This is a genomic window from Ruegeria sp. AN6, from assembly GCF_056540425.1.
This window is the reverse complement of sequence record NZ_JBQFWR010000023.1, coordinates 14,181-34,814: the sequence shown is the minus strand read 5'-3', so window position 1 is coordinate 34,814 and position 20,634 is coordinate 14,181. Positions and strand designations below refer to the sequence as shown.

The following is a 20,634-nucleotide window of genomic DNA, read 5'->3' as shown; positions in this document are numbered from 1 at the left end:
CTTGGCCTTTTGCTTAAGGTAACAAGCTAGACCACCAGGGGTTGGCTAGCTTCAAGGCTGCCGGCCGAAAAGGCAGGTTTTCTTGGAGATGGATGCCGTCACGAACTTCCTTAAAAACATGCTCCGCGTGGACAGCATGAGAATACCGCAACGATCCAGATATGCCCCTATGAAACGCCTTTGATGGAGATCAAGGGCAACGCAGGTCACCTATTCATAATAAGCAATCTATTCAGACCGATTTATGGGAGGATCGGAATGACCGTACTCATCGCCTTCGCCACGGTCGAAGGCCAAACAGCAAAGGTTGCGCGCTTCATCACCGATCTCGCAAAGAATGCCGGCTTCAACACAAAGCTGATCAATACCGATGAAATGCCCAGCCACGTTTCGCTTGACGATGCGCTCAAGGTTGTTCTTCTGGCCCCTGTCCACGAGCGTAGGCACCCCAATTCATTTGAGACATTTATCGCCTCAAATAGAGATGCCTTAATGAAGCGAAAGTCTCTCGTGCTTTCCGTCGGTTTAAAAGCTGCTTTTGCGTCAGGTCGAGAAGAAGCACGCGACTATCTTGACGAAATGCTTCTTCGAACAGGTTTTGAACCAAATGCGACGGCTTTGATCGCAGGCGCGGTGAGGCCCGAAAACTACGGGTATTTTGAGAGGGAGATCCTTAAGCACGTCGTCTTGCTCGGTCGAAAAATCGATCCACGAGAAGGAGCAAGGGAGTTTACTGATTGGGATGAGCTAAAGTCAATTGTGATAGATTTCCTTGGCGAAAACGGTCGGGCGAACACGCTTCAACCTCAAGCAAACTCTTAAAAAAAATAGTTTCTCAAGTATTTACCGATGAATTTTAATAGCTTTGGCTCCCAGAAAGTCACAGTCGTCAGCTCACTTCATCGGTGGCCGAAAAGCACTGGTAAACTTGTCTGCTCCAACATTGCTTGCGTCGTGCCCCCAAAAACTGACTCTCGCAAATGGGAATGCCCATAAGCGCCCATAACAACGAGATCAGCCCCCGCTTCGCTTGCTCGTTCTTGAATGCAGTCTGCAATTGAATTTCCCCCGCACTGGAACTGCGACACGGTCACGTCGCAACCGTGATGGCCGAGCCATTCAGCTAGGTCAGTTCCGGGCACGCTACCTTCTAAGTCCTCAGGCGTCGGTAAATCAAAACACCCAATCACAACTTCATTGGCCGCCAGAAGAATGGGTAAGGCTAAATGCGTCGCCCTAGACGCAGGCAAGCTGTCATTCCATGCCAAAAAAATGCAGTCGCGTTGGGCAAACGGATCTCCATTGATCATCAGAGCGACAGGCGAATGAAACAATACTCCGCACGCGATCTTGTGAAATAAATCGGGATCTCTTCGCAATCCAGCGTCTAGAAAGGCGATATCGGAGCATTTGGCTTGTTCTGCTACAAGTTGCTGTAACTCTGCTCCAAGCCCCGTAAAGGCAACTACATTTGCCGATACGCCCCGCCCAACCAGAAGCGCTTCAACTCTAGCGGCGCGAGACTTCAAGGCGGCATTTTTCGCGTGAAGAACGTCCAACTAGTTTGCGGGCAGACCCGCCTCAACGAACTTGTTTGATCCATACTTCGCCGCCATGTGGTCCTGAGATGCCGGCCGATCTTCTTCTACGCAAACCAAGATGTCCCGTTAGCCTAGAAATAATCTTTTCACAAAACGCTTATTCCACTTTGACTATACTCTTTTTAAGCCCTCCACCACGGCTTCAGTAATCTTCACAAGCGACAAGTAAAAAGGATCGGACCCGCTATGGCTATGGACCTTTTTCGAGAAAACTCTGTACCATGGCAATATCTCACTGGAAGCAAATTGTGCGGCGTCTATTGCGGCTTGATGCCCTTCCAAACAAATCGCTAGATACTCGAGCATTATTGCCAAGTGATCGGCCGGTTCAGAGTAGCTATTGGCAACTTCTTTTCCGGCTTGCTTCAGAAGTGACAGCATTCTGTAATGTGGGGTGGACATGAGTGTCCCGTTTCCTTGCCAGGCGGAGGCATATAGTGGCGCCGCTTCCCTTCCACCTGCCAGAAACACACTTCCGTAACTGATTGCGAGCCTTCTTTGCGTTTCCTGAGCATTGGACCACGTTTTCATTTCCTGGATCAGTTGATCTGTTCCAGCAGCACCACGCAAAAGCTCGTCTGCGACTCCGTTGTAGCATGCCGCAATTGTTGCCAAGCCAAGTTCACGCGCGAATGCATTCGATAGAAAGCGTATCAGTTCCGGGGAAACTTCTTTCATACACTAGTCGGCCCGCCAAAAGCCGTTACTTGCGGAACTTCTCCTTCAAACTTCTCCATCTCAACTATACAGGTATTGGCTGAAGTAGCTTGAGAAAGTTTTGAGGCCCCCACATCCAAAGTGACGGTGTTTGGATCACCATAAGTGTCTAAAGCGTTTGGCGATGCATCGACTGGACCGTACCAAGCACCTTCATGAATGCGAATTACTCCTCTCGGATAATCTTCACTCAGAACTGCACCCGCCAAAAGTTGACCGCGATCATTAAAAACACGGACGATATCCCCGTCTTCTATACCTCGTTCGGCCGCGTCTTCCGGGTTGACGTATACAGGCTCTCGATCCTTAACCGCGTACGTCGCGCGGTATGGATCGCTCTCGCACATTTGAGAATGAAGTCGCTGATCAGGGTGACAGGATTGTAGCCACAGCGGAAACTTCTCTGACCCCGGCCCCCCATGAGAACGTTCGATTTTTTCCATCCACTTAGGATGCTCTCCGCAATCATCGTACCCATAGTTGCCGATAGTACGGCTGGAGATTTCAATAAAACCTGAAGGCGTTCCAAGAGCGTTTATTTCCGGGTCGTCGCGGAAATCGGCGTGCCTGACCCAGGGTTCACCCCTCCCAAACCGAACGATGCCTTTTTCCCAAAACTCGTCGAAGGACGGCATCTCATAGCTTCCCTCGTTTGCGCTGCGGGTCGTTTCATAAAGGCTTTTAACCCATTCCATTTCATCCCAACCGCGTGTGTATTCTTCTTCGCGATCGAAGCGTTTGCAGAATAGCGAGAATATCTCAAAATCGGTTTTGGAGTGGAACAACGGATCGACCAGTTTCTTCATCGCGATCACACCGGAGCGTGAATAGGAACCGTAGCTATCGATATCATTTCGCTCAAACTGAGTGCACGCGGGCAGTACCAAATCTGCGTGTCTGCATGTGGCAGTCCACGCATAGTCTATTGCGACAATGGTCTCCAGTTTTTGGATGGCCACACGCATTTTGTTGTGGTCCTGATGATGATGAAAGGGATTGCAACCAGTGAAGATTGCCATACGGATGTCCGGATAAGTAACCGTATGACCGTTGTGTTCGACTGTCCCACCGGGGTTCATCAGGCAATCAATCCATCTGGCGACGGGGATCGTACTGCTTGCTCCCATGAAGTTGTCGTCCGTTCGCACAGGATCGACACCAATATCCAAGTTAAGGGGAAACGCCCCAGGCATGCTGGCGCCGGAAGGTGCTACACCGATACCGCTATAATGGTGAGAGTAGCTAATACCACCACCTGGCAGCCCGATTTGCCCCAGCATAGCCGCTATGATCGCTCCCATCCAATACGGCTGTTCGCCATGCTGTTGCCGCTGGACAGACCAACCGAAGATCAATTGAGTTCGGTCTGAAGCAAGAAGACGAGCGAACTCCTTAATCGTATCAACAGGCACGCCACAAATTGGTGCAGCCCATTCGGGCGTTTTTTCAACTCCGTCTTCAGCTTTACCCATGACGTAGGCGATGAAAGGTTCATAACCGAGCGTGTAGACACTCAGGAACTCTTGGTCGTGCAGGCCTTCGGTGTGAAGTGTGTGTGCCAACGCTAACATGAAAGGTACATCCGTCATCGGATTGATATAGAGCTGCTCCGCTCCGATGTGTTTTTGCGTTTTTGTGCGCACTGGATCCACGCTGATGGACCGGATTTCTCCAGAAGCGATCTTGTCCCGCAACTGATCAAAATACTCAAAAGGTTCGTGTGTTTCGCACGTCCAGCCGACTTGCAGGTTTTTCAGCGGGTCATTTGCCCAGAATATGATGGTCTTGGCGTTGTCCAAGATCAGTGGCCAACTAGTTCCCTGAGAGTACACTTCAGTGGAGCCCAGCACATATGGAAGAATAGTTTGACCAGCGCCAGTTGAATAGTCACCCGCTTTTTTCACATATCCGCCATACATGGATACGGCCCGGTTCATGTGATTGATGCACGAGTGGAATTGACCCGTCTGCCGCCACCCGGTCGCACCGGCATAGAGACCCGAAGGCCCGTGTGAAACCTGAACTCGCTCAATCTCTTCAAAGAACAAATCCAAAGCCTCGTCCCAGGTTAGACGAACGAACCGGTTGTCGCCCCTAGACGTCCGATCAGCATCCTTGCGTTTATCGAGCCATTCTGCACGAGCCATGGGATAGCGGACGCGGGACGGTGAATAGATCAGGCCCTGGATGCCGTTCACCATGTCTGTCGGATGCGGATCGTCGGCGAGAGGGCGGACTTCGGCAACTTGTCCGCCTTTTACCAGAGCTTCAATAGCGCCCCAGTGAGAACCTGATGTTTTCCAAACGCCCGCAGAGGTTAGTTGCTCAGCTCGAGCAGCGGCTGGCTGGAGCAAGCTGGGGCCTAATAGAGCAGATAATCCTGCTGCCCCGGTGCCTTTAAGAAAATCACGGCGCGTGGACATTGGTTTCTCCTCAATGAGAGCCGCCATAATCAGCGGAATGTTTTTGCAAATAGGTCAGCACTAAATTGGCCTGAGCTTCATCCATGTTGGTAAAGCCGACCATACCGTTGAACTGTGCTGGCCAGGAATTGGTGCCAAAGTGATCTGGGTCCGGTTGTGCGTGGCAAGTCGAGCAATTTGAAGCATAGCTTTCCTCTGCCACAGTCCAAAGCTCATCTATCTCGTCCACGTATCCCTGTTTGTCTGACCAGAGGGTCACTGTAACAGGGGCCCAATCGAGCCCTGTCGCCTCATCCGTTTGGGGCGCAGAAGCCTCAACCAACTGTGCGTCTTGCGCGGTGTCCTTGGACAGAACCGCAACCCGAATATTGTGCCCAAACTCGTCAAATATGACGCGGCCAAACCCTTTATCTTTTCGCCACGCTTTCAGTGCAAACTGAATACGGTCGCCGCTTTCATCCAGAATTTCGACGGCGGCACCGAGGGTTAGGTTGCCTACTGGTTCCGTCGACTCTGCGCTGTCGTAAACGGGAATATCCCGAATAGCGAAGTAGTCTTCACCGACGGATACACTTCCAGAATTTGCCTTGTTTTCCAATTTGGCCATGGCCGGGCTTCCGACCGCAACGTTGTCTGGCAAGTGATGGGCTATGCCTTTGTGACACTCGATGCAGCCGGTATTTAGTGCTGCTGCAGGTTCCATGTAAAACCGCGCTTCGGCCGACATAGCGTCCCAATCCATGCTGTCATAATCATGACAATTGCGGCATTCGAGAGAGTTGTTTGCCTCCAGTCGAGCCCATTCGTGTTTTGCCAATTCTGCACGGCGCTCTTCAAACTTTTCACGGGTGTTTATGGTTCCAAATACAGCTGCCCAGACCTCCTTCGAGGCTTGCATTTTTCTGGCAACCTTATTGGTCCACTCGTGTGGCACATGACAATCCGGACATGTTGCACGCACACCCGTACGGTTCTCCCAGTGGACAGTGGACTGAAGTTCCACGTAGACATTATCGCGCATTGCATGGCAGGAAACGCAGAATTGCTCTGTGTTGGTAAGCTCCATCGCGGTATTGAAACCGCCCCAGAAAATTATCCCTGTAATGAAGCCGCCGAGGCTGATTACACCAAGACTAATCGTCGTAGCTGGGCGCGAAACCGTACTCCAAAATGATGACAATGTGGACTTCAGAGACATGAGAAAGTGCTCCTCGGTTCATGTTCTGGGCTTATAGAGATCCAGTTGGTGGGCCGTAGATCATTTGCAGAATCCAAACGGTAAAACCGTAAGCTCCTACTCCCAGGACTGTAATGCCTGGCAATAATATCAAAGTAATAAACAAGAAGGACAGCCATTCGCGTCTGGCTGCGCCTCTCGAGCTGCTGACGGATTGGTCTGACATAGCTATCTCGCTCAGCTAAGAAAAATTCAATTATGGAAATATTAGTATCATAGATAAACTTGCCTGAAGCAAACGGCGCGTCGGAATGTCGCACAAAGAGGCCGACTTAACTTGCTGACTTTGAATATTAACCTTTAAAAAAGTCGGCTCCGGGCTCGGTGCAGACCTTCGCTGCAATTAGCCCTAACGGCAGCTTTGCGCTTCATCGCAGACGTTCGAGGTCGAAGATTTGATATCCAACCCCAGGTCGCTTGAAAGCGCTCTCGCGTTTCTAAAAAGCGTAGTTGGCATGTAACTCACATGTCAGGTCTTTTGTGAAGAGCTAGAAGCGTTTGTACAAGACTCTTCTTCGGGATCAGCTCCCGAAAGCCTCTCACCACCACTAGCGAGTTCTTCGTTCGTTGCGGCATAGTCGGGTTACCCAATTGGTGGATAGGAGAGCTGATCTTCCATTTTAGCTTCGTCCGGACTGGAAAAGCTAGGGAAAGGCAGACGGTTACTTCGCCGCCACTTGTCAACTTCATCGCCGGCCTTGGTGCTTTTTTCAGTATCGAGCCCGGCATCGCGGCTTAGATAGAGTGTGCTAGAAGGAAAAGCGAAACTTGTACCGGAATCTTCCACGATGTCCTTTATGCGTAGCATCACATCCTCACGGACAGCATAAAAATCATTCCATTCCCGCGTGCTTGCGTAGATCCGTATATGGATGTCTAGCGAACTTGCGCCGTAGCCGTAGAACCGCACGCGGATCGTATCGTTGTCGATCCTTGGGTGCCCAAGGAACATTTCGCGGATCTTAGCTAGGACATAGCGCAGCTGGTCAGCGCCAGTCTCGTAGCGCAAGCCGATCACGTGATCGATCATCATTTGGTCACATTCGGCCCAGTTTATCAGCTCCATGTCAGCAAATTGAGCATTGGGGATTGTGATAAGTGTCCTATCTAGCGCACGAATCTGCGTCGAACGTACGCCGATCGTCTCGACTGTTCCGCTCCTATCACCGAAAGAGCAAAAATCACCAACACGGATTGGCCGGTCTATGTAAAGAATGAAACCACCAATCAGGTTCTCAAGTGTCGGACGGACTGCAAACGCGACCGCGATTCCTCCGATGCCCAAACCGGCCATGACACTTAGTACAGGAAGCCCGAGAGCGTCAGCTCCGAAAGCGAGGACGATGATCGCAGCGACTGCTCCAATAACTCGACCGATCAGTCGAAGCATGTTTCTGTCTATGCTTTCTTGTTCGCTATTCACACGCTGCATGAATCCTTGCATCGCAGCGATAACTAAAAGCCAGATGATGTATGCTAGCGCAACGTAGGTGACAAAGGTTTGAACTAAACTAACAAGCGAGGATAGGCGCCCGACTACCAACAATTGGTTCTCAAAAAATCGAGCTAGAGAACTGGCCGCGATTATCACTACGACTGGAGATAGAGTTTGCAGCAGGGTATCGGAGAGCACACTTTTGGTGGAATAATTACGTGTCACCTTATGCCAGAGTATCAGTGCGGATGAGACTAACAGTATTGCAACCAGACCGATCAATACCTTCCAATATGGTGTATCTAAAATACTCTTAGTAAGTGCTGAAGGGACGTTTCTCTGCAACCAACCAGGTATCATCGGTCCCGTGCCCTGCAATAATTCCCCGCGCCAGTCGTTTATGCGGACTTCTGGCTTTGTTGGAAAATGAAATACTGAGCTGTGGATCCGAGGCGCAACCTGCACCGTGTCCGGACTAAATAGAAACTCGAGTTCACGCGGCCCATCGATCATTTGAACAATTTTCAAAGGAGTGCCCGGAATTCGATAGATCCCTCGACCGTTGCTGTCAAAGGAATCAACACCAGGCACATCCGATAACTCCGGCAGCGGCACTCGAGCAACAATGTTCAATAGATAACTGACTGTCTCGATACTGGTAATTTGCTGTGCTGCGGGCGGAACTTTGGAAAGGTCGATTAACGAGGACAGGTCGCTTACCAATTCCCTAACACGTTTTCCGTTCGCTCGATTTCGTTGATTTCGATAGATTTCGACTGCTTCCTCGAGAGAAGTTCGCAGCGTTAGTAGCTTTCTGAGTGTGGCGCGTGGGCTCTCGTTGTTAAGAGCCGCCAGACTCAACGCTGCTGATTCATCTAACTGCTCCTGAGCAATCACTCTAGAATTTGGGATAAATGCCAAAACTACCAACAGCGCAATCAGCATAAGCCAAAAGCGTCTTACATGCATTGTTGCGCTTATGTAGCTCCTAATAACAGTCCCCTTTCTTATACCCTGAGGTAAGCTGGTCTTTTATCACTGTATAGCGCAATATCTCAGATCCGACGCAAAGGTAGTTCGGATCGGCCTTGGGTCCATCAGGACAGTTGAAAGGGTAACTGTTGTACAAGTGGGAAGCTGTCTTAACTCAGCTAGAAAAGCTGAACTAGATCGGTACTAGGTTCTTTCTGACTTTTAATCACAGCCAGAAGTCAGTGACTTTGAATATCCAAGACGCTGATGATCTGGCCAAGTTGCATGGTCTTCTGAAGAACTCGTACATCTTCGTCGAGAATCTCCGGGACGAGGCGTTGGCTAAAATCGGTCTGGCGCCCGAATTCTTAGCGGTTACGAACTTAGTTATTTGAAATGCGGTATTGGACTCGTTGCAGTAATTCGCTGCGGGATGCGTGAAAGCTACGCAACACCCCTGCCCACCTCAAGACAAGTTCTTCTGACAAGACCAGCGCTAAGATAAGTTTTTCTGGCAAGTCTCTACCAGTTATTCATCTTTTTCATAAACTATAAATGGCGTTCTTTTAGCGACTTTGTCGTACAGAACTCGACCAGGATAGTTAAATTCTTGAGTTGTCCAGTAGGTTGTTGGAACACCGTGCTGCTTAGCGATCTGAAAAACAGATTCGATCAAAGCTCGTCCAACACCTTTTCCCCTAACCTGCGGATCAGCGAAAAGATCCATAAGATAACACGTATCCTCCACCGACCACATGAATCTATGGTAAAGGTAGTGCGCCAATCCGACCGGTTTCCCTTCTAACTCAGCGATGAGACAATTGTATTCACCTACATCTGTTGACAACAATCTGTTGAACGAAACCTCGTAGACTTCTTCTGAAACAGAGGTCTCGTAGAAATCCAAATATGCCGTCCATAAGCGGCGCCACTCTTCGTTGTCTTTCAATTCAAGCGGACGGATAATTAAGCCTTCCGGCATGGGTGATTTCTCCTGCGTTCCCTTGAGTGCGTACAACCGAGATCGCCCAGCGCAGTCAAATCGGCTGCTGCTCGACATCCAGACGATCATGTCTAAGTGGAATGTCCTCATCCACTGCTTCGTCCAATTCCTGGGCGTATCGATGACCTGAGTAAACCGCTGCTGCAATAATCGCCGGCGCGTCGCAATCTCCTATGCGACGAAGGCTGAACGGCAAATCCTCGGAACTCACCCGCCCCAGCAATCCCCTGTAGAGACCATCATTTGGCTTCCGAGCAGTAACCATCACTATGTTGGCAACCGGAACATTCACATTTGGACCGCAATAGACGCACTCCAACTCTGCGATTTCGCCATCAAATTGTTTAAGCGACTTTGACGGCAGGGTCTCGACTCCTAAGCGAAGCAAATGCGTTCGGATGCGCCAACGTTCGGACGTATTTCCTGCCCAGTCAGAAACACTGTCAGTCGGTGTGACCAGCGTGACGGCATGTCCATGCGTTCTGATTTTTTCAGCAATAACACTAGCCATGTAGTAGCCATCACCATCAAAAACGAGCGTTGGTCCATCGGGAACCTTCCCATCCATTATGTCATCGGGAGTAAAGACGCGACCTAAGGCAGACCCTTTTGCGACCGGGACGAAACGTTCTTCGTCAAAATACTCCTTTCGCCAAGTCGCGCCGGTCGCAATCGCTACGTGATCAGCCTCAACAGCCAAGACATCGTCAACTGTCAGCGGACTTTCACGGTAGATTTCAACGTTGGGCATCTCAATCAATTGCTGTTCGCGATAGTCTTTGACGCGAATGTACTCGCTCATGCCAGGCAGAGCGGCTTCGCGCGAGACCCTGCCACCCAACTCACGAGAAGCTTCCGCCAATAGGACGTCATACCCACGCACACCAAGCGCCCGTGCAGCTTCCAGTCCGGCGGCCCCGGCTCCGACGATCAGAACGCGCGCGTCTGAAGATTTCGTTCGGATGATTTCAGGGTGCCAACCTTTGCGCCACTCCTCCCCCATTGTTGGGTTCTGAGTGCATCGAATAGGTACTCCGATCGTGTCGCTGGCGTAACAGACATTGCATCCGATACACTCGCGGATCGCAGACAAGCGTCCTTCCTCGATCTTTTTTGGAAGGTAAGGATCAGCAACCGACGGGCGCGCTGCACCTATGAAATCAGTTACCCCCCGCCTGACTTGCGAGACCATTGTATCCGGTGACGTAAAGCGACCAACGGTTACCACGGGCTTATCCGTCACGGACTTGACCCAATGCATATAGGGTTCAAGAGCAGCTTCTTTTGTAAAACGGGAGACACCCATCTCGACCGAGTAATCTGCGATGTTGATATCCCACAAATCTGGTAAATCAGAGAGCATCTCAAACATCTCTCGTCGCTCACCATAGATCGGCTGGCCATCCTCGCCGATCTCTTCGTCAGCCGAGAACCGAACGGCCACGGCGCACCGGTCGCCAACGGCGTCCTTGGTTTCCTGAATCAATTCTCGGGTGAGACGCACCCTATTTTCTAAGTTGCCACCATATTCGTCACCGCGCGTGTTCACGCGCGGATGCAAAAAATTCGAGATCAGGTATCCGTGCGTTGCATAAACATAGACAACGTCAAATCCAGCGTCTCGTGCCCTCAAAGCGGCCTTTCGATGCCAACGGCGTAGATCCCGGATGTCCTGCTTGTCCATGGCGCGGGTCTGAAATGGATGCCCTTTTGTGTTTGGCCGGCTGTCCACATCCATGCTCGGCAACCGGGAGAACAAGTTGTTCGAGTTGGCGCCTCCGTACCATAGTTCAGCACCTGCAAGGCTGCCGTATTCGTGCACCGCGTCCGTCATCAGTGCGTGCGCCCGAACATCACTGTCATCCCAAAGCGACGCGTAGGGATGCGGAAGGTCGTCGGATGATGGGTGGATCGAGTTGTATTCCGTGCATATGACGCCCCACCCTCCTTGCGCCTTCACTTTACGCATAGCAGCAAGAGTACGTGGGTATTGCCAACCCATACCTGTACAGTGTGGCACCTGATAAAACCGGTTTGGCGCAGTAACTGGCCCGATTTGGACTGGTTCGAAAAGGATGTCGTAGCGAGAGTCCCTGCCCATTTATTTGTCCTTATTTAGCTGCGCCATGCGCCGGCTGATCTTGTCTGGAATTTCCGGTCTGAGAGCCATTCTGCTTCAATCACCGTTGTTGAACGCGGGCATTTGAAAGTGACCCGGGTAGACCTTGGCAAGAAAGGCGGCGATGTGATCCCGGGCGACAGAACGCTGAAAATTCTCGGGATAGGTCAAAAGTTCCAACCAGATTCCGTCGTAAAGAGCTTCCAAAATATTGGCGACTTGCCTTGGCGGCATGTCTTCATACCCACCGTCTTCAGCAATCTCTGAACACAGTCTCAGTGCTACGTCGTACCGCTCCTGATCGATGTCATTGATCAGACTGCGATAGACTTCGCGCCGTCCTGCCTCTCCAAAAAACGCAAACCAAACAGCTAGCTTTTTGGGCGTGCAAATCTGAGGGTGAAAGTGCGCATCGACGATCGCCAACAATTTTTCAGGCGCTGACAATCCTGCATTGTCAAAGGCTTCCAACCACTGTTCGTGGTGTTCCTTTGCTAGAAACAGCAACGTTTCTTCCAGCAAGTTCTGCTTACTTTTGAAGTGGAAGTTGACGATGCCCAATGACAAACCTGCAATCTCGGTCACTGTGGACATGGTCGTTCCACCAATCCCGTTTTCGGCAATCGAATCGATTGCCGCATCGATGAGTTGTTGTCTCCTCACCTCCTTGGACTCGGTACGACGCCGTCCCTCAGGGTTTGTTTTTTCGATTGGCGATTGTCTCACCAAAATGCATCCCATCTACTAAGCACTTCTTTTGTCTTGCCTGCCCCCAACAGCCGTTTTCACTCAGCGTGTGGACAATTGACATCTAAGCGATAGATGCCATTGATTGAACGATCATTCAATGGAAAAGAGAAAATGATGTGAAAACATCCGGACGTACGCAATCGTAGATCTAGAGTTCCGACCAAAAAGTGAAAACCGGATCGTGCACCAAAGAAATAACTCTACGATGCAAAGCCCCCAAAGGCTCAACGCGGCCTTCAATGGCGGCCCAAGCCGCCTCTGCCTGCGATTGATCCCTGAACTCTATAACAGCCATAAGCGTATGGTTGCGCAGCTCGTCGGTATCGTAACCACTTGCGGGAATGCGCCTGCACAAAGGCGTACTTTCGGCGGCAAGGTCCGTCTTGATCAAGTGTTCGACAAACGCGTTCCACACCTGCTCGAATGCATCGAGCTCGACGGTTGGTTTCAATTCGAATTGGTTCAAAAGTCTGGGCATTCGTCACATACTATCCGGCAAGTATCACGAGCCAAACCTACGTAGTTCCCCCCACAAGGCAAGCGCGAGGCCACTAGATGATCCGAAACGAAAACCCAGTCATTGCAAATAGCCTGTGGTCAGCAACAGCAGGCTATTCGTCAGAATGTCCAAAATTGGTTGGCGCACAGCACTCTGACGTGACCGTGATTGGCGCCGGGTTTACCGGGCTTTCGGCAGCACTTCACCTGGCCGAGAAAGGCGTCAAAGCTGTTGTCATCGATGCGCATCATCCGGGCTGGGGAGCTTCTGGACGTAATGGCGGTCAAATCAATGTAGGCCTAAAGGACGGGCCGACGGGCATCAAAACCAAATTTGGTGACATCTGGGGAACCAGAATGATCCGAATGGCCGGTGACGCCGCCGATCTTGTGTTTGACTTAATAACTCGGCACGGGATTGAGTGCGACGCAAATCGTCCTGGCTGGCTGCGCGCGGCGCATACTCAAAAAACACTCAGAGAACTGCACAAACTAGCCGAGGATTGGGACAACCACGGCGGCGGCATGATGCGGCTTGATCAAAGCGAAATGCAGCGACTGACCGGGACCGAAGCTTACCTTGGCGGCGTTCTGGATCGCCGCGGCGGAGTATTGCACCCGTTAAACTATGCACTTGGGCTGGCCGAAGCAGGTCGCCGCAATGGCGTGCAAATTTTCGGTGGAACGCCCGCCAAGCAGATTTTGTCAGAGGCCGGTCGCTTTCGGATTGAAACTCCCAAAGGAGCGGTTATCTCAGAAAAAGTGCTGATCTGTACGAACGCCTATTCTGGAGATCTGCATCCGCGCTTGGCTAAATCCGTTTTGCCCGTTCGCTCGGTCCAGGTCGCTACGGCGCCCCTGTCCGACAATGTCCGCCAGTCAATTCTGCCAGAAGGCAACGCTTTGTCAGACGCACGACGCCTGCTTCTGTACTTCAGGCAAGACGCGGAAGGTCGCTTTCTTATGGGAGGACGCGGTACCTACAACGACAAGTCCACTCTCAAACAAATTGAGCGGTTGAAACGCATTTCTGTTGAACTTTTCCCCCATTTATCTGGAGTTCAGTGGGAATACGAGTGGGGCGGCTTTGTTGCTTTGACCAAAGATCATTATCCACATCTGCATGAGCTCACACCGGGGATTATGACAGGTTTGGGATACAATGGGCGCGGCGTTGCTATAGCTACTACAATGGGGCGCGTCCTCGCTAAATGGGCGAGTGGAACCAAATCAGACGAGTTGGAATTTCCGGTCACCCCCCTCAGACCACTGCCTTTCTCCTTTGCGAAAGAGACTCTGGTCGAAGCGGAAATCCTGCGCCTGAAACTCTTAGACAAGTTAGGCCTTTAGAAGGCCAGCAAACAGCGCCGCTTAGCGGTTTTGGGAGAAGAAGCGATAGGTCAACGCGATAGCGGCCAATGAGAGACCTGAGCCGTATCCGATCCAAACTCCGTTGGGACCGAACCCAAGCCAAAAGCCCAGCGCATATCCAAGCGGTAAAGCAAAGACCCAATAGGCAATCAGGGTAATGGCGACAGGAACATGATTGTCCATCATGCCCCGAAATGCGCCTAGCATTGTCCCTTGCACACCATCTGCAATCTGCATTGCTGCAATCACAAGGAACATCGATATCGCGAGAGAAACGACCTCTGGGTCATCTGACAGGCTATTTGCCAAAGGGGCACGGCCAAACAAAATACCAGTGACGACCACGGTCATCCAACCAACGACGACCAACAGAGACGCTAAAACGATCGACTTCAACCTTTCTCTTTCATCGGCACCAATTGCTTGAGCTACGCGTATAGAAATCGCAATCGAAACGCCTAATGGCACCATGTAAATGACGTCGCTGACTGCCGAAACGATTTGATGGGCGGCGAGCGCGGCGGCGCTGAACAAACCAAGCATAAGGCCGGCAACTGCGTAAGCGGCCCCCTCCCCCAAATAGCCAACGGAGATAATGAATCCTTCTTTGATCTGCGCTTTGACCTCGGACCTGTCGAAACTCGCGGCTCTCAGAAGGCCTCTCTTTCTTTTCCATACTCGTATAATCACGAGCGCCATGATCAACGGCACCATCTGAGACAACAGACTTGCAATCCCGGCGCCAACAAGACCCAGACCTGGCCAGCCACCAACTCCGTGGATCAAAACATAGTTCGAAGGGATGTTGAAACCGACCGCAAGAAACGCAAGACTAACCCTAATCCAGGGACGGTTCATGGCGTCAAAAAGAGCCTTAAGAGTATAGAAAACCGTAAAGGGCACCAAAAGAAGGCTCATCGCGACCCAGTAGCCGCCTATTAGGATAACCACTTCAAGCGGTTGCCCAATCCAAGAAAGAGCAGGCTGAAGGCAGATCATCGCAGCAGCGCCGACTGACCCTACGACCAAGGAGACAAAAACTCCGGCTTTTGTGGCCGATGCCAGCCCTCGGTCACTCGCTTTCCCAAAGGCTTCAGCCATTCGCACACCAATCGCGGAAACAAAGCCGTAGAGCGCTGAATAAAAGATGATCAGCACCGAGGCTGTGATCGAGACCGCCGCCAAAGGAAGTGTTCCCAATGGAGCCACCATCACGGTGTCCACGACGCCAATCAAAGCAGCTGCAGCAAGAGAGATAACTATCGGAAGAGCAAGCCGCGCAAGATAACGCGCCTCCTTCAAGATCGCGCTCCAAGATGGTCGAGGCTGCTGCGATAACCGCACATGCGTCATATTGTTGGGCCTTTCAGTCGCAATTGACTAAGCCGTATCCCCAAGTAATTCCGGGACCAGGCGAACAAGGCATCCCCAGGCAGCCTGTTCCGCCTGCTTTCGGCTTAGGCCTTGAGGAGCAAGATGCAATCGCTGCCAATAGCCATCCGTCAATGTCTCCATCCATTCAGCCATTTGATCTGGTGAAGTAACCTCATCGTCGGGCAGCAATTCGTTCCAGATTACACGCAAGGTCTCTCTCCGACGTGTTTCGAAATGCTCGGCAACTTCATCGTACTTCAGTTGAAAGCGAAGCTCGCCCCAAAACGCATACCAAAGGGGTAAGACATCCGGACCACATGCATCAGGGTGGAAATCAGCTTTTATCAGAGCCCTTATCTTTTCGGCTGGCTTATCCCCTGATCGCTCTAAAGAAGCTGTCCAGTGGTCTTCGTAGCGCTGGTAAAGGTCGCGCAAAGCTTCGGTCAGAAGACCAAGCTTTGACTTGAAGTAAAACGCCGCAACACCCTGAGAAAGCTCAGCTTCAGACGCGACCGTTGCGAGCGTCGTTTTTGCCAACCCATGAGCCAATATAGAGCGGCAAGCCGCGTCCAGCAGCTGTCGGCGACGACGATCTGCGTTCTCCTTCCGCTCTTTCCGGGGACGTTTACGATCTGCTTCGACCAATTGCCGCTCCTTCGACGAATACAGCCATCTACAGCGAGCAAAAAAGATGCGTCAATAGCTTGAAGTTTATTTGAGCGCTCAAATAAACTTTACGAACTCGAACCTGATCTGTAAACGAGAGAGAAAGGGATGGAAAAATTTGACGGTTGAGAACAGATACGACGTTATTGTGGCCGGTGCTGGTCACAACGGATTGACTGCCGCCGCCTATTTGGCACGTGCCGGCATGCGTGTTTTGGTGGTCGAAAAGAACGATTGGATTGGAGGCGCTGCAGTCAGCCGCTCACTGCACGATGGTTGGACGTACTCGAATTGCTCGTACGTTTGCTCCCTTCTGCGACGCGAGATTGCCCGGGACCTCGAGTTACCGAAATACGGACTTCAGGTTATTCCGTATGAAGGTGGCGCGAGCTTTACGCGCGATGGGGATTACTTCGCCTATTATTCCGATCACAACGCCCTTAAGCGCGAGATGGCGCGACATTCTGCAAAAGATGCCGACGCCTATCGCGGTTATTCGCAAGCCATCATGCGGCAATGCCGTTTTATCCGTCCATTTCTGCTTCGAGATGCACCGGACCCGGCGTCTCTCCATCCACGTGATCTCGGCGAACTGGCTTATCTCGTAAAAAAAGCACACGGGCTGGGCAGTCGGGAGCTCGGCGAAACACTGAAATTCTGGACAATGTCCATTGGTGACTTTCTGGATGAGCATTTCGAGAACGACTTGATCAAGGCCCATTTGGCTGGCTCCGGCATTATCGGCACCGGCCTTGGGGTGTACTCACCCGGCACGGCATATGTGCTGCTGCACCACTACATGGGTGACATTGACGGCGGCATCGGAGCATGGGGTTTCGCACGTGGGGGGATGGGTGCAATTTCGAATGCCATTGCAGCCTCTTTCAAGGATCACGGCGGTACCATCCACACAGGTTCGGGGATTGAGAAAATCCTCAGCAAAGATGGACGCGTTGAAGGCGTAGCTTTGGAGGACGGCAAGGTTTTTTATGCCCCTGTCGTTGCCTCCAATATGGATATCAAACGCACTGTTCTGCACCATATTGATACGGCCGAGTTGCCGGATGAATTCACGAAGGCGGTGCGGAACTTCAAAATTCGTGGCTCTTCGGCGAAACTCAACATCGCACTTGACCGCTTTCCAAATTTCCCTGCAGCACCCGAGCACACCAGCTTCCTCAGGGGTGATTTGCATGTGTCGCAGAGCCTCTTTGAACTTGAAAAGGCCTATGATGATTGGAAAGTCGGGCGCTGGTCGGAAAAGCCTTATATCGACATGCTAATCCCCAGCCAGATTGATCCGACTATGGCGCCGACAGGTGCCCACATGATGACGGTTTTCGTCCAATATGCTCCTTATGACCTGGAAGTTGACGGCGTTAGATCAGCAGAGAATTGGGACGAAAAGCAGCGCAGTACGTTGGCAGAAACTGTACTCGACCAGATGTCCGTGGCGTGCCCTGACATTCGCGAGCGCATTGTTCATATGGAAGTGCGTTCACCATTGGAAATCGAACGCGAGGTTGGCCTGACAGAAGGCAACATTTTCCAAGGTGAACTGACTTTTGATCAGCTTTTCTTCAATCGGCCAGTCCCGGGTTGGTCGCAGTACAATTTACCCATCAAGGGGCTTTATTTGTGCGGCTCATCCGCTCATCCGGGCGGAGGGGTTATGGGAGCACCTGGTGCAAACGCTGCCCGCGCAATCCTGAGGCACGAAACACGGCATGGCCGAATGAAGGGGTATGCCGCATGAGCCAATTTGATGCGATTGTCATTGGCGGCGGCGTTAACGGTCTGGTTGCCGGAACACTCCTTAGTCGACGCGGCAAGAATGTCTGTATCATTGAGAAATCCAACAGGTTCGGCGGCATGGCGTCTTATTCCGTGGATGGCGGCCCGACTCTCGCCCACTCGCTTTACAACCTGAGCCCGCGGGCCTTGGGTGATATCGGCATAGATACTCAACACCCTGTCCTGTCCGGCAAACCCGTCTCCACAGTCTCTCTGTCTGAGGATGGGCGGCACATCGTCTGCAAGAACGAAGGCGTCTATTGGAGCGACGGGGCAAAACACCCGGAATCAGACGCCTGGTCTGATCTGACACGCCAGTTGACTACGTATGGAGACCTTTTGCGCCAACTCGCAGAGGCTCCACCTCCCGGGGGTCAAAAAGCCATCCTCTCACGGGGTGGGCTCAAAGAGTTTTTGCGCCTGGCAAAACTGGGCATAGGCCTGAAAAAGCTGGGCAAATATGAAATGCGGCGTTTCTTGCAGGTCGTCTTATCCAATGTCCACGACATTGTACTTGATGACTTGCCGGAAGGACCGGTGGCTGGAATGCTTGCTGCTGATGCGATCTGGGGGTCAGCCGCCGGCCCAAGATCTCCGGGCACTGTGTTCAATCTGATTTATCGGCTTGGCCACGGAGGTAACATCACACAACCAGCAGGTGGGATGTCCGCGCTGACCGATTTGATGGTTGAAGCAGCACAAAAGGCGGGGTGCGTGCTGATGCCGGAAACTGAGGTGTCTCGCATTATGTTGCACGACGACACAGTCTCCGGAGTGGCAACTAACGATGGACGAACTTTGACCGCACCCATTGTGCTCAGCAACCTTGCTCCAAGACGAACAAGCCGAATGACCGGACCCTCTGCTTTTGACATCGAAGCAATGCGGCGAGTTCGAAATATTCGAGCTCGTGGAACAGCGGCTAAGGTCAACCTACGGTTAAAAGACGACGCCGCCCTGCCCGGTCTGCCTAGCGAACTAGCCCACGAACGACTGATCTATGCCCCTTCTGTGGAGTACATCGAAGCAGCGTTTAATCCAGCTAAGTACCGTCAAATGTCTAAAGCACCGGTGATTGAAGCCTTTAAAATGCAGACAGCCGATGGGGCAAATTGGCTGTCAACAATAGTGCAATATGCGCCATCTGACATTGAAGGCGGTTGGACTGAGACTGCCAAGGAACAGCTTGCGCAAATCACAGTTGAAACTCTTAGCCGTGCCCTGCCCGGCTTGGGCGATCAAATCGCAGGCAAACAGGTCATAACTCCGGATCAAATCGAAAGCGCGACTGGAGCACCAGGGGGGCACTGGCACCATGCGGAAATGTCCTTGGACCAACTGCTGACACTTCGGCCCGCGAACGGGATGGCCAGATATTCCATGGGGCCGAAGGGGCTATTCCAATGTGGTGCGGCAACGCACCCCGGCGGTGATGTCATGGGGCTCGCTGGTCGCAATGCTGCGCTGGCAGCGCTGGAGGCACAGGCATGAGCATCTTCACCGATCCGAAACTAGGTTTGATCCCCGGGCCGTTTCACGAAAAACTCGAAGAGCAAAATCGCGCGCAAAATTGGTACGATTGGGCGGGTTATCCCGCCCCGGGCGTGCTGGACAGTGTCGAGTTCGAGTACTTCGCGCTGCGCAATCAGGCATCCTTGTTCGACATCTCACCAATGCACAAGTACCGATTGACTGGGCCGGATACGACAACGATGCTCAATCGCCTAGTGACACGGGACATCCGAAAAATCGGCGTTGGTCGCGTGGGGTACGCAATCTGGTGTGATGAAGAGGGTATGGTCATCGATGACGGGACCCTTTTCCATCTTGGCGACAACGATTGGCGCCTTTGCTGTCAGGAACAAATGCTGACATGGCTACTCGACGCGGCTTGGGGTTTTGACGTTTCAGTCGTCGACGAAACTCACAGTATCGCTGGACTTTCGCTGCAGGGCCCGACCTCCTACGCAGTTTTGGAGGCCGCCGGGTTAGATGTCAGCCAGCTGAAGCCATTCGATCTTGCTCAAGTTGACCAAGATCTCATGATTTCGCGGACGGGTTTTACCGGTGATCTGGGCTATGAACTCTGGTGCGACTGGGACAAAGCAGAAGCGCTTTGGGACCGTATTTGGACAGGTGGAGCACATCAGGGACTACGCGCCATTGGATATGAAGCTGTAAATTTGGCCCGTATTGAAGCGGGGTTTCTGACCGCAGGTGTGGATTTTCAGCCAGTTCATGCGACCGAGCGATTGCATCGGGGACAAACACCCTTTGAACTCGGTCTGGGTCGGCTAGTAGATTTCAACAAAGGTCATTTCAATGGTCGAAGAGAGCTGCTGCCCAAGCGTGAAACTCCAAGAAGCCTGCTCATGCGTTTCGACGTCGAAGGATTCAAACCCTCGGAAGGGTCATTGATCTACAACCGACGCAAAAAAGAAGTTGGGCACATAACGTCCGGAATATGGTCGCCGACCGCCAAACGCAATATCGCGTTGGCACATGTCCGTATGCCGGATGCAGGCCGGTCATCCGGCTTAAAGGCGGAAATTTACACTCTGCAAGAAGGCAAATGGGACACCAGAATGGCGCGCCTTACACCTGTCACCAAAGCCTTTTTTGCACCGCCCCGCGCACGTGCCACGCCACCGGCCCGCACCTAAAGGAGAAGCAG

General features: G+C 52.0%; 18 protein-coding genes. 6 read left to right on the top strand and 12 right to left on the bottom strand.

Annotated elements, in window-relative coordinates; translation table 11 throughout:
- Positions 1–258 precede the first annotated feature (258 nt).
- Positions 259–822: a flavodoxin domain-containing protein gene (locus ACR0MQ_RS21465; protein WP_170776155.1), complete on the top strand. Its 564-nt coding sequence runs from the start codon at positions 259–261 to the stop codon at positions 820–822.
- A gap of 77 nt (positions 823–899) precedes the next feature.
- Here ACR0MQ_RS21465 and ACR0MQ_RS21460 read toward each other — a convergent pair whose 3' ends face one another.
- From ACR0MQ_RS21460 to ACR0MQ_RS21435, 6 genes are all read right to left on the bottom strand, one after another.
- Complete coding sequence (locus tag ACR0MQ_RS21460) at positions 900–1,559, bottom strand: universal stress protein (protein ID WP_170776157.1); 660 nt, start codon at positions 1,557–1,559, stop codon at positions 900–902.
- A gap of 153 nt (positions 1,560–1,712) precedes the next feature.
- Complete coding sequence (locus ACR0MQ_RS21455) at positions 1,713–2,279, bottom strand: molecular chaperone TorD family protein (protein ID WP_480610724.1); 567 nt, start codon at positions 2,277–2,279, stop codon at positions 1,713–1,715.
- Positions 2,276–4,741, bottom strand: coding sequence for a trimethylamine-N-oxide reductase TorA (gene torA, locus ACR0MQ_RS21450; protein WP_480610721.1), 2,466 nt, complete (start codon positions 4,739–4,741; stop codon positions 2,276–2,278). Before torA ends, ACR0MQ_RS21455 begins: the two co-directional genes overlap by 4 nt.
- 10 nt (positions 4,742–4,751) lie before the next feature.
- Positions 4,752–5,939 carry a pentaheme c-type cytochrome TorC gene (gene torC, locus ACR0MQ_RS21445; protein WP_480610718.1) on the bottom strand — a complete coding sequence of 396 codons (1,188 nt, stop codon included), beginning with the start codon at positions 5,937–5,939 and terminating at the stop codon, positions 4,752–4,754.
- Positions 5,940–5,970: 31 nt separating this feature from the next.
- Complete coding sequence (locus ACR0MQ_RS21440) at positions 5,971–6,144, bottom strand: periplasmic nitrate reductase, NapE protein (RefSeq protein ID WP_083828987.1); 174 nt, start codon at positions 6,142–6,144, stop codon at positions 5,971–5,973.
- A 417-nt stretch (positions 6,145–6,561) separates the two neighbouring features.
- On the bottom strand, positions 6,562–8,358 hold the full coding sequence (locus tag ACR0MQ_RS21435) for a mechanosensitive ion channel family protein (RefSeq protein WP_480610715.1): 1,797 nt from the start codon (positions 8,356–8,358) through the stop codon (positions 6,562–6,564).
- 224 nt (positions 8,359–8,582) lie between these two features.
- On the opposite strand from ACR0MQ_RS21435, the gene ACR0MQ_RS21430 reads away from it, so the two are divergent.
- On the top strand, positions 8,583–8,780 hold the full coding sequence (locus ACR0MQ_RS21430; RefSeq protein ID WP_480610731.1) for a CoA transferase: 198 nt from the start codon (positions 8,583–8,585) through the stop codon (positions 8,778–8,780).
- A 134-nt stretch (positions 8,781–8,914) separates the two neighbouring features.
- On the opposite strand, the gene ACR0MQ_RS21425 is transcribed toward ACR0MQ_RS21430, so the two are convergent.
- The 4 genes from ACR0MQ_RS21425 to ACR0MQ_RS21410 form a co-directional block, all read right to left on the bottom strand.
- Positions 8,915–9,367, bottom strand: a complete 453-nt coding sequence (locus tag ACR0MQ_RS21425; RefSeq protein ID WP_170477215.1) for a GNAT family N-acetyltransferase — start codon at positions 9,365–9,367, stop codon at positions 8,915–8,917.
- 55 nt (positions 9,368–9,422) lie between these two features.
- Complete coding sequence (locus ACR0MQ_RS21420) at positions 9,423–11,489, bottom strand: oxidoreductase (protein ID WP_480610712.1); 2,067 nt, start codon at positions 11,487–11,489, stop codon at positions 9,423–9,425.
- Positions 11,490–11,564: 75 nt separating this feature from the next.
- A complete protein-coding gene (locus tag ACR0MQ_RS21415) occupies positions 11,565–12,233 on the bottom strand; it encodes a TetR/AcrR family transcriptional regulator (protein WP_480610709.1) in 669 nt (222 codons plus the stop codon).
- A 172-nt stretch (positions 12,234–12,405) separates the two neighbouring features.
- A complete protein-coding gene (locus ACR0MQ_RS21410) occupies positions 12,406–12,735 on the bottom strand; it encodes a DUF6614 family protein (protein WP_170776171.1) in 330 nt (109 codons plus the stop codon).
- A gap of 77 nt (positions 12,736–12,812) precedes the next feature.
- Between ACR0MQ_RS21410 and ACR0MQ_RS21405 the strand changes: the two genes are divergently transcribed.
- Positions 12,813–14,105, top strand: a complete 1,293-nt coding sequence (locus ACR0MQ_RS21405; protein WP_480610706.1) for an NAD(P)/FAD-dependent oxidoreductase — start codon at positions 12,813–12,815, stop codon at positions 14,103–14,105.
- 21 nt (positions 14,106–14,126) lie between these two features.
- Here the strand turns inward: ACR0MQ_RS21405 and ACR0MQ_RS21400 are convergent, their stop codons facing one another.
- Together ACR0MQ_RS21400 and ACR0MQ_RS21395 are read right to left on the bottom strand one after the other, a co-directional pair.
- Positions 14,127–15,428, bottom strand: coding sequence for an MATE family efflux transporter (locus tag ACR0MQ_RS21400; RefSeq protein ID WP_480610703.1), 1,302 nt, complete (start codon positions 15,426–15,428; stop codon positions 14,127–14,129).
- 78 nt (positions 15,429–15,506) lie between these two features.
- Positions 15,507–16,145, bottom strand: a complete 639-nt coding sequence (locus ACR0MQ_RS21395; protein ID WP_480610700.1) for a TetR family transcriptional regulator C-terminal domain-containing protein — start codon at positions 16,143–16,145, stop codon at positions 15,507–15,509.
- A 139-nt stretch (positions 16,146–16,284) separates the two neighbouring features.
- Between ACR0MQ_RS21395 and ACR0MQ_RS21390 the strand changes: the two genes are divergently transcribed.
- The 3 genes from ACR0MQ_RS21390 to ACR0MQ_RS21380 are packed head-to-tail and all read left to right on the top strand — an operon-like array spanning position 16,285 to position 20,623.
- Positions 16,285–17,922, top strand: coding sequence for a phytoene desaturase family protein (locus ACR0MQ_RS21390; RefSeq protein ID WP_480610697.1), 1,638 nt, complete (start codon positions 16,285–16,287; stop codon positions 17,920–17,922).
- Positions 17,919–19,451 carry a phytoene desaturase family protein gene (locus ACR0MQ_RS21385; RefSeq protein ID WP_480610694.1) on the top strand — a complete coding sequence of 511 codons (1,533 nt, stop codon included), beginning with the start codon at positions 17,919–17,921 and terminating at the stop codon, positions 19,449–19,451. Before ACR0MQ_RS21390 ends, ACR0MQ_RS21385 begins: the two co-directional genes overlap by 4 nt.
- Positions 19,448–20,623, top strand: coding sequence for an aminomethyl transferase family protein (locus ACR0MQ_RS21380; RefSeq protein ID WP_480610691.1), 1,176 nt, complete (start codon positions 19,448–19,450; stop codon positions 20,621–20,623). The genes ACR0MQ_RS21385 and ACR0MQ_RS21380 overlap by 4 nt, the downstream gene beginning before the upstream one ends.
- Positions 20,624–20,634: the final 11 nt, after the last annotated feature.